Consider the following 13598-nt stretch of genomic DNA (forward strand, 5'->3'; position numbering starts at 1 on the left):
AAATTTTGAAGCGGCAAGTTGATTGTTCTTCAACTAAAACAATTTGAAAAATTCCCTATAGTAAGCACCGAAGCCTAAACCTGCTAATTAAATGAATCTGATTAAATGAACCTGAGAGCTGCTGTTTCTAGAGGAGATGGATTGATGAGTGCATTGAAAACAGTCCTAGAACAAATTTCATTGGTTGCTCGTAACTACGGCGATGGAGTCGTTCTTGAAGATGTGCTCCTGGACTGGTTTGAGTTCTTAGGAGGAAAGCCCGGTGAAGTGGTGATTGTTGATGCTGGCAGTAACCCAGAGACGCAGGAAATCTATTGGCAGCTATTCAAAAGAGGCTTAATCGACAAATTGCAAATTATTCAGCAGAACCATGAAGAGCAAGATTTTGATCGAGGATACATTCAGACCTACACAGCGGCTGCAATTGCAACTAAACCTTATCTCCTCTGGTTCAATATTGATACTTTACCGTACCGCAAAGGCCATGAAGGTTGGCTAGAAGAATCGATCGGTTACTTAGAGCGGGAGGATGTTTTTGCCGTTGGTGGCTCCTTTAATATGCCAGCAAAGCTCCGTGATGCTTGGGATGGTTGGTACTTTAGCTACAAATGTAGTCTGAACTTTGCGCTGATGAAACGTAGTGTGTTTATGGCAGCCGTTCAAGAATATGCAGGTGATTATGTTGCCTCTGGTTTTACGGGCGAAAATCCTGCTGCTATTACAAACCAGGAGCGGTACATGTTAGAAATTGCCTTGGAGCGCTACATGGAACGACATAACGTTTATACCCTCTTCAAAATCGAAGATCCTAACTGGACGGTTTTTCATACTAATACACACGAGCAACGCCTCAAGCTTGTGCGTCAACGCTATCGCGCTCGTAAAAATATTGAGCAATACATGAACGCTGCGTTCTCCGATGCTCTACCTGATCCTAGCCAAGCGATTTATTATGGTGCTCCAAAAGACAGTTTGATCAAACGGCTGCGGGTTGCAGTTGGACGCTCTCAAGTCGGCCCTTATTGGCGCTCGCTGAAACAACTGTTGCTGCAAAAGGGCTAGAAATTTGTCGAACGGATGCGGCGGCAGCGGTCACTTTCTGAGAATTTACTCTGCGTTTGCAACAGCTAGCGTCTAGAGCGTTGCAAACCAGTTAACCACTGTGCTTTTCCTGAGTAGATGAGTGGATCAAATGTAAGACGTAGGGTAGGCATCTTGCTTGCGGGTTGACGGATATCCGCACTACAGACCTGTTAATACCAAGTCCGATTGGACAACCACAATAACGTAAGGGCGAAGCATTTGCAAAATGAATTCAGGGCTTAGCTACAGAGCTTTTGACGCAAATACTTTGCCCCTACCGGAACTATGGCTAATTAACCAGACTGGATATAAATAATTGGGTTCACCTACTTAATTTATGCTGAATTCATTAATTTAATAGACAAAGTACAAAGTGTAGATAGCTGAATCACTCGCGATTCAAAAAACATCCACCCGCCCATCATCAAGAAGTTTGGGGTGGTGGGCAACCAGACCGAGTTTTTAGTGGGTAGCGGGATTCAGCTCTACTGGAGCACCGAAAATGCGGTGTCCTGTAGTCTGCAATTGAATGGCGTTACGATTGCTCAAAACCTGTCCGCCAACGTGGATGCCAGTCAGGGCTATCCCGTTACGGTGCCGTTGGTGGCAGAAGCGGCGCAGTATATGCTCTATGCCTACGACACCACAGGCGAGTACACAGCTTCTCTACAGCTAACGGTCAGCGTGTTCCAATTCAAGCTGCTGCCTAACCCGATTGGAAACCTTACGAAGCACGCCAGTCAGACGGTATTGAGAACGGATGGAACGCTTTATGTAGCAGGTTCTGGGTTAGACGTTGTTTCAACCGCAACCAACACGGTCATTCATTCCATCCAATGGCCGAATTATGAGCAAGCAACGCAACTAACCGGCAATTCAATGGTCATGAGTCCAGATGAATCGCAGCTTTATGTGCTTATAGCGAACAACTATTCTCTGACAAATTCCCAGATTCAGGTGGTGAACCTCTCCAATTATCAGGTGCAATCCATATCGGTACCCTGGTATCTGGGAACAATCGCAATTGGTGCCTACAATGGCAAGCCTTGTCTTGTCGTAACTGATTTGGCCCTTGATGGTGATAACATGTATTCCTCATATATTTACGTTCTTGATCCGTCAAATAATTATGGTTTGATTCAGAAGTTTGCGTTACCCAGTTTATCAATGTTTATCTCATCCGCCGTTGCCTCTCCGCAAGGCGATCGAATTTCCCTCTGTGGTACTTATGGTAATACTATGACAGATCCTACGGGAACTACGCTCTGTACCTACACCATTGCATCCAATACGCTATCTGAATTCTATTTTCCCAATACTTGCATTTTTCCTGGAAATACATTCGCCTTCAGCGCAGTCAGTCGACGCTATTACCTTGGTTGCTACCGACCTAATGCAGGAAATAATCAGCCCGAGATTACCGTGATTGATGCCAACACGAATCAGATTGTTGATACGATTATTCCCTCTTCTGACCCTCATATCGTTTTCCCGTTGATTACATCGCTGGTATTGAGTCCAGATGGACTGCATCTCTACGCCCAGCTTTTAACCATAGATACGGATCGTAGTATCAGCGACACTATCGTCAGAATTAATCTCAACACATTCCAGGTTGTCGGCACCCTCGTATCTCCTAATGTTAGGTTTTCGGCATGGGCCGTGAAGCCAGATGGTACCTGTCTCTATGGAGTTGCGGGGGATGAGGTTTCTACCCTTTATCTGTTTGAAATTTCCGATGGACTGAATGCGCTGCGTGAGTCTAGTGCTGTTGATTAGGCAAAAGCATTGCTTCATCTGTATTTTTTGTATTTGTACTTTTGTATTTAATCAATTGACCTGAAGGAGAATTTCAACCATGACAACCCAATATGTTCGTACTACTGCAGAGCCGCTGATGCCATCTGAAAACTATCCGTCGGATGATCCGAATCGGGTAATCGGGCCTTCCGAATTGACCGTACCGTGAGCCTCCGGATCTGCGGAGTTGACGGCAGTATCTTTTGCGCTCCTATCTGTGCACGCCCCGGCCACCAACAAGGTCGAAAGAACAACAATACTTATCGCTGATCTGACTATCTGCATTTCGTAAGCATAGTATTGGATCAAGTGTGAACACAAAGACGCAGCGTCGTGGTTACCAGGAGCAAAGATCCATTCCTAACCCCGGCGCCCTTTAATATCTCACGGATGGAGTTGGGGGCCAATCACGTGATGGGCATACCAATATTGATGCACGCCAAATGAGTTACCTAGATCGCTGAGGAATTCTTATCGGCTACACCAGACCAACTTGAGCGCGACGAACGGAAACTTGTAATTTTCCTGAACCTTTCAAGTAGAAAAAAGAAAGAATTTTGCGGTTCATTGCACGAAATGCCGGAATGAGTAAGCTTTCAAAGCACTTGATGAAAGAGGATAAGCTTTCTATGATCTGCACATAAGGAAAAGCGGGTCTGAGGATTTCGACCTTTCGTATTCCACGCAAGATCTGAGTTACCTTTCCAAAACAAAATAAACGGCACCTCCTGCTGTGTTAAAACTTGTTGTTTTTTTGGTCTGTTTTTTTGTTAATCTATACAGGCATGTGTATGCCTGCCCACGCAGATCTTAATGATCGTGAACCACTATTTGGCTTTCCCGCTGCGGGTAACAAATATTCTCGCTTCCACTTCAAAGATATCTTTGCCGACGCAGAACCCGTAAACGAGGAATTATTTTGTTCTGTTCCGGGCGAAGGTACTGGCGAATCGTACATTTACCTTAATGGATCAACGAATACGCTGATCGGAGTTGCTTCTACAACTTACATATTCCTGCAAAGGCCGGCCGCTCTCGTATGTTCTGTAAGTGCGACAATGTCAGGGCCCGGTGTTTCTGAAAGCGGCGGTGATCAGAACTGTAATGCGTTCGTTCAATTGACCTCAACCAATCACCAGCCAAGTTCTACATACTGCATTACGGCATCGCATGGTTTTCCGAACGGCAGTTGTAGTTCCGGAGCGTGTGTGATAACGCCGGGGCCGAGGGTTACAAGCTTGACATATGAGCTTATCCACACGGACGACCTACCGATAGACGAAAATCCTAACGCAGGCGGCGGCCTGCGAATCTTTCCAGATAAGAAATTACCAAATGAGATGCTTGACCGGCGGCGAATTCGCGTTAAGGCACAGTATTCACAAGCCACAGCAGGCATAAGAATTTATTTCCGCAATTTCGACGTTGACGATCCCTCGGCAGACACGGCTCCGATCGATTCGAACGATTCACCCACGGTAAAGAGCGGAAATGACAACAACGGTAACGTTGATGGAACGGCGGCAACTAAGGCCGGAGTGCTTCACGTGCCGGCGTCGGGCCAGCCGAATCCTTATAGCTGTCAGGCGTTCTCGAATGCGAATGCAAGCGGTGTTTCGTGTGAGACGGATGCAAATGGTGTCGCAATAGTCGAATATTCGGTGGGGACTGGGTTTGGGGATGAAACCCACCCAAGAAAGTGAGGATGGCCGTTCCTGCTCCATCGGCACTGCTAAATACATGCTGGGCCGTATCGGGGTTTTGGGCATAAGCGCCCCAGTTGCCTGAGAATAGTGGCCCTAATCCTGCCGGATGGGGACGGTGAAACAGCAGGTTATCCCAGCCGACATGTTGACCACGCGATTCGGGAATAGCTACGTGAATTAGATGCCCAGCCCAGGCCAGCGAGCTAACGCCAAACAATCCAGCCAGGTGATGATTCAACCGCGATTCCGCGTTTTTGAACCAGCTCAAACTGGGCCGAAACCGGGGCCGCAGATGTAGCCATCCAGCATATAAAAACAGCGATGCCAACAAGATTAAAAACAATGCACCGGCATATAGCTCATTATTGGTGCGAATCCCAATCGTGTACCACCAGTGATACACGCCAGAATAGCAGATATCAACCGGGTTAGCAGCTCCGGCTCGCGTAAAGGCTTGAATTGCAGATGGGCCGAACTGCGCATCCCAAATCGCGTGGGCAATTGGGCGAATTCGCAGCGGATCTTTGATCCATAATTCGTAGTTACCTTGCCAAGCGACATGGAAGACAATGCCAGAAGCCCAGAGAAAGATAATGGCAAGATGACCAAAGTGAGAAGCAAAAATCTTTTGATACAGGTTCTCCTCGGTCATGCCATCGTGACTTTCAAAGTCATGAGCTGTAGCCATGGCATAAAATATTCGCCTGGTTGTTGGGTCTTGCTGTAGACCCTGGCTAAACTTAGGAAATTTGGTTGCCATAGTTTTGCAAGTTTGAATTCTGAGGTGCTAAGGTCTCGGAATATTGGTTTGAATTTCTGGTTGATCCCCCTAAATTCCCCTTTTTATAGGCGTAGCCTTCCGAGGGCTAGGGGGTCAGGGGGATCAGAACCCTACCCAATCGTTGCCATTCGGGCTAAGAAAAACGCCCAGGTCGTGACGATACCGCCCAACAGATAATGAGCGACCCCGACCGCCCGACCGTGGACGATGCTCAGAGCGCGAGGTTGAATTGCAGGCGTGATGTGGAGTTTATTGTGTGCCCAGACAATCGATTCAATTAGCTCTTGCCAGTAGCCGCGACCGCTGAACAGGAACATCAGACTGAAGCCAAACACAAAGTGTCCACCCAAGAAGAGTAATCCATAGGCTGAGAGGGCACTGCCATAGGAACCAATCGCCTGCACCGACTGTGCCCACAAGAAGTCTCGCAGCCAGCCGTTATTGGTAATCGAGGAAACGGCAAAGTTACCGTTCGTCAAATGCGAAATGGTACCATCGGCATTCACGACCCCCCAGACATCGGACTGCATCTTCCAGAAGAAGTGGAAAATTACCATCGACAGGGAGTTATACATCCAGAACAATCCTAGAAAGACATGATCCCATGCCGAAACTTGGCAAGTGCCGCCGCGTCCGGGGCCATCGCAGGGGAATCGGAAACCCAGGTTCGCCTTGTCGGGAATTAGGCGAGAACTGCGAGAAAAAAGATTGGCTAACTGCCTCGGTAACGGCTGGGGTCGGTGCTGGCATCCCTGCCTACATTGCCGTAACTCAAGGGCAAAATCCACTGCTAGCCTTGGGCATTACCGGATTTGCAGTCGTTATTGCCCTAATCATTGATCACTACTGGTAATTCAAGCGATTTACCGATCATCGAGTTTTGTTAATCCCTGCTAAAGGCTGCTACCGTAACAACCTAAAACAGCTAAAAAGCTCGGATAGCGTAGATTTTCTTACCTCCACCTCTAACTTCCACTGCCTAATAAGCTAGTAAGCTTGGGACATTTCCACTCAACCAGTTTTCCGTAGGGAAGGCTGGTTTTTTGTTGGGTTTTATCACAAAACGCTAACGAATCTTCGCAACTTCACGGATTTGATTTGCCAAAAATGCCTTAAGATTTATCGCTAGTCGGTCGGAATCCAAAGCCAAATTATTGGAGATACGCTACATATAGAGTGACAAAATCAAGTTTCCCTTCTCTAAACTCTATTTACAGCAACTCCGTTAGATTCAATCCCTGGGAGTTGCCCGATGATGAATCTTGCAAGGAGGCATTGCAGTTGTCTATGAATACACTGGTTCAAGCGTTACCCACCTTACTGCTGGCAAATTTAAAACTAATGGTTTGCTCGTCCTGGCGCTGGCTTTGGCTGCTCGCTGCGATGGCTACTATTAGCGTTACCAGTCCGGCTCAAGCTCAAACCTATCCGCAGGCGGCCTACCCTGATGCAGGTGGGGTGCTGCAACCCAATGACCAAGGCGGCGCAGTGGCTGACCTGCAGCAGCGGCTATCTGACTTGGGCTATTACAACGGTCCGGTGACCGGCTACTTCGATACATCAACCCAAGAAGCGGTGTCTCGCTTTCAACAAGCTAATGGTCTTGCTGCCGATGGCATTGTCGGGGCAGCAACGAATCAAGCGCTGGGGCAAGTCGGCTACGGTGGAGGTGGAACTGCTGAAACTGATGCAGGAGTAAGTCCAGCGAGCGGCTACATCCAGTTCAACGATAGTGGCAATCAGGTGACTCAACTTCAGCAGCAGCTAATCCAGCTTGGCTACTACAACGGTGAGGCTACGGGCGTTTTTGATTCGCAAACCCAGGCTGCCGTTATGAGCTTTCAGCGGGATCGGGGACTGGCCGTGGATGGGGTGGTGGGCAGTATGACCGAAGCGGCTCTCTATCAAGCGCCGACCCAACCTGTTGCGGCTGGAGCAGCTGAAACGGGCACTGCGGCCTATACGCCTGTCTCCACACCGAATGACGGTTTGCTGCAATTGGGCGATGTGGGCGCAGAGGTTAGCGATTTGCAAACCCGCCTCCAGGCATTGGGGTATTACGATGGGCCAATCAGCGGTAGCTTTGGCTCCCAGACCCAGTCGGCTTTGATTGCCTTTCAGCAAGCCCAGGGGCTGACTGCCGATGGCATTGCCGGTCCTATGGTGAATGCTGCTCTCGGTACGACTGGAACTTCTTCGGTCGCTGCCACCTCGACTGTCACGGTTATCTACCCCCGCATTGCCATCAATCCAGTCTGTGGTACCGGCAAACCACTGGTTCGAATCGACTTCGATGTAAACATTCTCAACGGTTAGACTGATATCCGTGGCACTGCCGCTTTTGAAATCCCTCAGGGCATTAAATGTGCCTGCACTGGGAATCACGTTCCAATTTCCGGTTGGATTCGCGGCTTGATCCGATAGGTCTACTCGGAGTTCTAAAGAAAAAACACCCGTATAGGTTTGAAGTAATTGGGAAGTGAACGCTAGTGAGCCACCTGCTTCGCCAACCTGGACATCTAGCTCCCAGTTAGCGCCTTGAGCTGCACTGCCAATGCGGGTAGAAGAAGCTGCGATGTTTGCGCCCGTCAGCTGATGCAGTTTTGCTAAAAATTCTTCGCCCGCGTCACCCGCCGCCGCGTTGCAACCGTACAACAATAGAGAAGAAACGGGCCAGTTTCGGAGTTGATCAGCATAACGATGGATAGTAGTCAAACTGAGCTGACTATTGCCCAAGTACACGCAGCCCGGTGCACCATGAGAAACAATGTGTAGGCTCGTTGTGTGGGGATGGTATTGCAAGAACTCGCTGATTTGCTCAACGCCATCCCGATTGCCATCTAAAATTACGGCAACGGCTTCCGAAACGACGTCAGCGGCTAACGTTGTGTAGTCTGTGATGCTGGGGTCAATTACAACTAGTGTGAAGCCCTTTGCGGCCAAATCAGTATTTTCTAAGTCAGGGTCATGCGAGCAAATCATAGTTAATCCATTACTCCGGAATACAAGTAGCGGTAGCTAAGTACTATCCCTTTGCATCCAACACAACTTAACGAGCAATAGCCCAATGCAGCCCCAGCACAAATCTGGCTGACGGTGAGCAATGATCACTGTGCCGTCGCCATGCTTTGCGTGAAGCTTTCAAAGTGCAGTGGAAGCCTGTAAATTGATAGCTCAACTAGTGCCTGTAATTACCACCATAGGTAGATGACACCCCAAGCTCCTTCAGTGGGTTCCATGAATAGGATTAGAATTTGAGTTAGTAAAATCCGTAGATATGCTGCCATCTGCCTCAATTGCTGCTCAAAAGCAAAGCAGTAGGCTAGGTATAGCTATGATTAGCGACTAAATGCCCGTAAGCTTTTGTTCTGTTGCTTCTACCTTCGGGAACAGCATCCGCATCAGTTGGCTGAGGGGTTGACCGTGGCGTTCCTGCACAAACACAAGCGGTAACAGCGATATTAATCGAAAAATACTGGAAAGTGCGAATAAGCCCAGCACACCGCCAATCAAGTCAATTTCTGCTAAAAAGCCGCCTGCGATGGTTCCAAAAGCTCCACTAATTCCGGCAAGAGCGGCCACTAGCCCAAAGTAGGCGGATTGTTTTTGCACCGGCGCAATTCCAATCTGCAAATTACTGCTGCATAGATCAACGCCAGCCCAAATTGCCCCGGAACAAATATGCAGCAACGGAAACCAGACCCAAATTGACCAGGGGTTGGCCCCCGTTCCCAGCCAGAACAAAGACGCTGACGGAAGCGGGGCTGTCCTGTCGGGTACTCCGACAAGCTGACCGACCCGAATACCAGGACTACGCCTCGATTTACCGCTGTTTGCTGAATCATCAGCAAGCCTGGATGCAAGCCGCCCATGCCCAGCAGCCCACCTTGATTGTGGAAGCTGATTTTGTCCCGGTAATTGGGTTTGGAGAGTTGCCTTTACCGTTCAACTTGAGTCAACCCGATGTGGGAATCTGCTGGCTCTACACCTGCGCATCCCAGCTCTACAGCGTCACTCAGGAAGGCTTTGGTGAAGGTTACTCGACTGGCCTCGTGGCCTATATTATTACTCCCAAGGCGGCCCAACTGCTCTGCCAATTCGTCACCGAAATCACCCAAGCACATGGAACCGGCTACTACAATTTCGACTCCTATATTGATTGCTATTTACGGCAGCACCAGTTGAAAAACTACATTGCCTTCCGTAACTACGGTGAGCATGGAGGCAAGCCGAATCCAGAGCATCGCCGCAATGGCATGAGCGGGATTCACCGGGCCGATGTGTTGTATGGAGAACTGGCCTTTCTGCCTCCCTATGCTCAAGCCAGCAAGCACCCACTGTTTCGTTTACTGCTAGCGAGGCTACGAGCGCGGTTAAAGGGAATTGGACGGCTGTTGCTGGGCAAGTTTCTGCGCCTTCAGGTGTTGCGACGTTCCACCGTACCGTGGCGACTCTTGGGGTTTGCGCTCCGCCGTCAGCTCTATGTTTATAGAGAATTTTGATGTTCTACCTGAGTTGGACCTAAATATTTTGTCAGGTAAGGCGAAAACACTTCGTAGATCAGGGTCAGTGGGCGTCCGTGGTGCCAAAACAGGTAATGCCGACCCCAGAATGGGCCGCGCTGCCCAAAAGCTAACTCCAGCGGTGCCGAATGGCCGTAGTGAATCCCCTGCACATCGCGATACAGTTCGGTTCGCAGACGCGCCAAGCTAGCCCAGATCGGCAACGAACGGTTTTGCAGATATTCATCAACGTGACTTGCTTCCCACCAGGAGGTGGCGTAGGCCAAACGTTGTCCAGATGCGGTTCGTAACCAAACTTGCCGCCGAATCCAGGGGCTGGGCACCATATGAATCGGAGTGGGTGCTCCTTCGGAATCGTCTCCAATCGGCGACATATCGATCACATCCACTTCGGTGGGTTCGCCGGTTAGGAGCTGCAAATGCCGAGTTGGAGAACCATCTCCTAGAAGCAGAAGCTGCCAGGCGGGAGCCAATTGAGCATGAGGCAGACCGCACTGCACGACTGTTTCATCACCTTCCCAAATCGGGTCGAGGACATACCAGGAGGTTGGTAAGGCTAAGCTTTTGGCTGGTTGATTAGGTGCGCGAAATGCTGGAGTCAAAATCAGTTACAAAAGTTAAACTTCTGTCAATCATGGTAACAGGATTCCGGCTTGGCCGGGTGATTGCCGAGGGCCGGAGGTCAGCAGTGAGCTGGTTACAGGAATTGATTGACTGGCAGGATAATTGCCTGCACAAACAGCCGTTGCTGTTGCTCGGCAGCCCCTACGGTGATGATGTTGTCGAACATCCTTGCGGCCTGACCCAGGGCTGACATGGCTCCACCGGTATTGCCTGCGGCGGCTACAATCAGAACGCCCTGCTGATGGGCATACTGGAGGGCAGCCTGTTCCTGCGGTGCTAGCTTAAACCGAGTTGTGAGCTGACCGACTGGATTGCCCTGAACCAGATCAAAGCTGAGGTTGATGACGGCATTTTCGGTCCCCAGTGCTCTTACTGTTGTGACAAACTCCACCAACGATGCTGCCCATTGGCCAGTTCCCACCGCCCGACCAAGCCACAGCAGAGGTTGCCGATCCCTACCATTTGCACAACCCGATTCAGACGCCATCACCACGTTCAGGACCGCACTGCCGTGCTGATGATTGGTTGGCTGAACCGATGATGCGCCGTTGCCGGAGTAGTGATTCCAGCCCCAAAGAATTTGTGTCGGAGCAATGGTAGCCTTATCAGGCTTAAAGTCTGTGTCAATCAAGCCAACCAGCAGCTTAGATCTGATTGTTGGAGAAGCGATCGTTGGTTGATGAGAATTCGATTCGTTAAAGTTCAATGCCTTAAAACCAGTTGAAGTGGAGGCTGCTAACATTGCTGTTTACCCCATTAAAGTAGATGATTTGTGTCGTTCAAAACCCAAAAGCGGTCTAGAGGAAAAACAGAGATAAAGAGAATGATCGACCGAGTTAGTCATCCATTTACCCTGTGAGTAACTTATTAGTGCGGCAATTCGGGTTTATTCACGCTGGCAGCCGCTCGATTCAAGTTTTTGAAAATTACTGAAAATTTCTGCTGATCCGGAATGTGTATCTCGGTGTTGTAGTATAGTAAGGACTACACCTTTCAGGATTCTTCTAACAATGAAGTAGTGAAGCGAGGCGCTAAACGCCATCAAGTGAGAAAAATCTAGTCAGAACAATGCGAGCTGCGGTTTCAGCTTTCCTGTCTATTACCGGAACAGTTGCCGAAAAGGCTTGTAAAAGGCGGCTTGAGAGATTTTTTGAATTTGAGAACTTGAATTTAGGAACTATTTCGCTTTTGTTTGCAATTAAGTTGGATTGCAAAACCCAACTTGCTGTCCTAGGTAAACGGTTCTGCGTTGTCAGAATGCAGCGTTTTAATGCCCGCATCTGAGAAACAGCAAGTTACCTGAGTCGTTAAGTAGGTGAGCATAATTAAACATAAAACCCAAAACCCCGCGCAGCGGGCGCTGCAGGGTTTTGAATCTAGTTTTTAATTATGCCGAGGTACTTACTCTATATTCTTAGTGAATTAAACCCAGCGCTACATGAGGAGGTATCTATATGGGATATCCAAGTATTTATTTAGTAGCACAGGACATTAGTTATGCGGTTTCAGCCACCGAAACGTTATTTAACCACGTGCAGGTCAGCATTGCCGCCACAGATCGAATCGCTTTAGTGGGCCGCAATGGAATCGGGAAGTCCACATTTTTGCAAATTCTAGCGGGATTAAAAGAGTCAACGCAAGGGGGCTTAATGGCGGTCCGCAGTTTCCGTTCACTGAAGCCGTGTCGTTCCAGATCTACTGTGAAAATCAGCCTGAGGTTGATCGACTTTGGGCGGCGCTTGCCGACGGCGGATCAGAAGTCGCCTGCGGCTGGATCAAAGATCGTTATGGGCTTTTTTGGCAGATCGTTCCGACTCGGATGATCGAATTACTCAATGATCGCGACACGGAACGCGCGCGACGAGCGCAGGAAGCAATGATGAAAATGGTAAAGATTGACATATCCGAGATTGAGCGAGCGGCAAACGGATGACCTTCACTAACTCATGGAGAACGCAAACTATGGGATAACAATGCACAGCGTCGTGCAACACCATACCGAACAGCATAAGGAGCGAGCTAATGATAGCCAGCGACGACCTGAATTCGCAGCGTTTCTACCATGGCACGAAGGCAGACCTGGAGTTGGGGGATCTGATCGTACCTGGCTATAACTCTAACTACGATAAGAAGAAGAAGGCGGCTTACGTCTATCTAACCGCCACATTGGATGCAGCCATCTGGGGAGCCGAACTAGCTCTCGGCGAAGGACCCGGCAGAATTTACATCGTGGAACCGACCGGCCCGATCGAAGATGACCCTAATCTGACAGACAAGAAATACCCAGGCAATCCGACGAAGTCATACCGCTCTCGGAATCCGCTTCGGGTCACGGGCGAGGTCACAGATTGGCAGGAGCACTCCCCTGAACAACTCAAAGCTATGAAGGACAACCTTGAGCGGCTTAGGCAGCTTGGTGTTGAGGCGATCGAGGACTGAGCATGTTCATATTCGGTATCAGTCGGCTGAACATCGGAATGGGCATTTGGAATCTGGAATGGAAACTGGAATACGAGGAACTCTCGATCGCCTGAATGAATATCTATAAGGAGTTAAATTATGGCTGAACTGACTTTAACCACGTTTTTGACCCTGGATGGAGTCATGCAGGCTCCCGGTGGTCCCGATGAAGATACGACTGGGGACTTTCCCTATGGAGGTTGGGTTTTTCCCCATTGGGATGAGGAGTCGGGAAGAACGATAGATGACATCTTCTCAAAAGCCGAAGCGTTTTTACTGGGACGAACCACTTACGACATTTTCGCCGCTTACTGGCCTCACAACACTGACAAATACGAACTCGTTGCCAATCAATTGAATTCATTACCAAAGTATGTCGCTTCGCGCACACGAACAACCTTTGATTGGCATGACTCCTCACTCATTCGCGACGTTGTTGGGGAAGTCAGTGAACTGAAGCAACGCTATTCAGGCGAAATTCAGGTTCACGGCAGTTGTGGACTTGCTCAGACGCTGATTCAGCATGACCTGATTGATGAATATCGGTTGCTCATCTTTCCTATCATTCTCGGAACTGGTAAACGGCTCTTTGGCTCTGGCACCGTTCCATCCTCGCTTAGA

At 49.1% G+C, this 13598-nt stretch carries 11 protein-coding genes and 5 pseudogenes; 10 read left to right on the top strand and 6 right to left on the bottom strand.

Features of this window, described 5'->3' with window-relative positions:
- The first annotated feature begins 144 nt into the window (after positions 1–144).
- From JVX88_RS28870 to JVX88_RS28880, 3 genes are all read left to right on the top strand, one after another.
- Positions 145–1062, top strand: coding sequence for a glycosyltransferase family 2 protein (locus JVX88_RS28870; protein ID WP_211621960.1), 918 nt, complete (start codon positions 145–147; stop codon positions 1060–1062).
- Between the two features lie 462 nt (positions 1063–1524).
- Positions 1525–2862 carry a hypothetical protein gene (locus JVX88_RS28875; RefSeq protein WP_211621961.1) on the top strand — a complete coding sequence of 446 codons (1338 nt, stop codon included), beginning with the start codon at positions 1525–1527 and terminating at the stop codon, positions 2860–2862.
- A gap of 812 nt (positions 2863–3674) precedes the next feature.
- Positions 3675–4586, top strand: coding sequence for a hypothetical protein (locus JVX88_RS28880; RefSeq protein WP_211621962.1), 912 nt, complete (start codon positions 3675–3677; stop codon positions 4584–4586).
- Here the strand turns inward: JVX88_RS28880 and psaB are convergent.
- Positions 4516–5349, bottom strand: a pseudogene (gene psaB, locus JVX88_RS28885) (photosystem I chlorophyll a apoprotein A2); the annotation flags it as partial. The gene JVX88_RS28880 and the pseudogene psaB sit on opposite strands and share 71 nt — an antisense overlap.
- Before the next feature lie 131 nt (positions 5350–5480).
- Positions 5481–6077: pseudogene (psaA, locus tag JVX88_RS28890) on the bottom strand (photosystem I core protein PsaA); the annotation flags it as partial.
- Here psaA and JVX88_RS28895 point away from each other — a divergent pair.
- Both JVX88_RS28895 and JVX88_RS28900 read left to right on the top strand, forming a co-directional pair.
- Positions 5975–6223, top strand: a complete 249-nt coding sequence (locus JVX88_RS28895) for a hypothetical protein (protein WP_317134694.1) — start codon at positions 5975–5977, stop codon at positions 6221–6223. The pseudogene psaA and the gene JVX88_RS28895 sit on opposite strands and share 103 nt — an antisense overlap.
- 635 nt (positions 6224–6858) lie before the next feature.
- Positions 6859–7686 carry a peptidoglycan-binding protein gene (locus JVX88_RS28900; protein WP_410503805.1) on the top strand — a complete coding sequence of 276 codons (828 nt, stop codon included), beginning with the start codon at positions 6859–6861 and terminating at the stop codon, positions 7684–7686.
- Positions 7687–7830: 144 nt separating this feature from the next.
- On the opposite strand, the pseudogene JVX88_RS44520 reads toward JVX88_RS28900, so the two are convergent.
- Both JVX88_RS44520 and JVX88_RS28910 read right to left on the bottom strand, forming a co-directional pair.
- A pseudogene (locus JVX88_RS44520) lies at positions 7831–8352 on the bottom strand (DUF4347 domain-containing protein); the annotation flags it as partial.
- A gap of 363 nt (positions 8353–8715) precedes the next feature.
- Entirely contained in the window at positions 8716–8982 is a 267-nt protein-coding gene (locus JVX88_RS28910; RefSeq protein ID WP_211621964.1) for a hypothetical protein, read from the bottom strand.
- A 95-nt stretch (positions 8983–9077) separates the two neighbouring features.
- On the opposite strand from JVX88_RS28910, the gene JVX88_RS28915 reads away from it, so the two are divergent.
- A complete protein-coding gene (locus JVX88_RS28915; protein ID WP_211621965.1) occupies positions 9078–9872 on the top strand; it encodes an LPS biosynthesis glycosyltransferase in 795 nt (264 codons plus the stop codon).
- Here JVX88_RS28915 and JVX88_RS28920 read toward each other — a convergent pair.
- Together JVX88_RS28920 and JVX88_RS28925 are read right to left on the bottom strand one after the other, a co-directional pair.
- Positions 9857–10495: a chorismate lyase gene (locus JVX88_RS28920; RefSeq protein WP_036004748.1), complete on the bottom strand. Its 639-nt coding sequence runs from the start codon at positions 10493–10495 to the stop codon at positions 9857–9859. The genes JVX88_RS28915 and JVX88_RS28920 overlap by 16 nt on opposite strands.
- A gap of 95 nt (positions 10496–10590) precedes the next feature.
- A complete protein-coding gene (locus JVX88_RS28925; protein WP_211621966.1) occupies positions 10591–11259 on the bottom strand; it encodes a S8/S53 family peptidase in 669 nt (222 codons plus the stop codon).
- 712 nt (positions 11260–11971) lie between these two features.
- Between JVX88_RS28925 and JVX88_RS44525 the strand changes: the two are divergent.
- The 4 genes and pseudogenes from JVX88_RS44525 to JVX88_RS44530 all read left to right on the top strand — a co-directional run.
- Positions 11972–12157: pseudogene (locus tag JVX88_RS44525) on the top strand (ATP-binding cassette domain-containing protein); the annotation flags it as partial.
- Positions 12139–12450 (top strand): VOC family protein, encoded by a 312-nt coding sequence (locus JVX88_RS39320; RefSeq protein WP_263975641.1) that lies wholly within the window; start codon positions 12139–12141, stop codon positions 12448–12450. The pseudogene JVX88_RS44525 and the gene JVX88_RS39320, both read left to right, overlap by 19 nt.
- Before the next feature lie 89 nt (positions 12451–12539).
- Complete coding sequence (arr, locus tag JVX88_RS28935; protein WP_225931209.1) at positions 12540–12956, top strand: NAD(+)--rifampin ADP-ribosyltransferase; 417 nt, start codon at positions 12540–12542, stop codon at positions 12954–12956.
- Positions 12957–13121: 165 nt separating this feature from the next.
- Positions 13122–13574, top strand: a pseudogene (locus tag JVX88_RS44530) (dihydrofolate reductase family protein); the annotation flags it as partial.
- Between the last annotated feature and the right edge of the window lie 24 nt (positions 13575–13598).

The organism is Leptolyngbya sp. 7M (assembly GCF_018128485.1).

Excerpts from the sequence above, each read along its gene's own strand:
- JVX88_RS28870 (WP_211621960.1), top strand. The coding sequence starts at position 145 with ATGAGTGCATTGAAAACAGTCCTAGAACAAATTTCATTGGTTGCTCGT.
- JVX88_RS28880 (WP_211621962.1), top strand. The coding sequence starts at position 3,675 with ATGCCTGCCCACGCAGATCTTAATGATCGTGAACCACTATTTGGCTTT.
- JVX88_RS28895 (WP_317134694.1), top strand. The coding sequence starts at position 5,975 with ATGCCGAAACTTGGCAAGTGCCGCCGCGTCCGGGGCCATCGCAGGGGA.
- JVX88_RS28925 (WP_211621966.1), bottom strand. The coding sequence starts at position 11,259 with ATGTTAGCAGCCTCCACTTCAACTGGTTTTAAGGCATTGAACTTTAAC.
- arr (WP_225931209.1), top strand. The coding sequence starts at position 12,540 with ATGATAGCCAGCGACGACCTGAATTCGCAGCGTTTCTACCATGGCACG.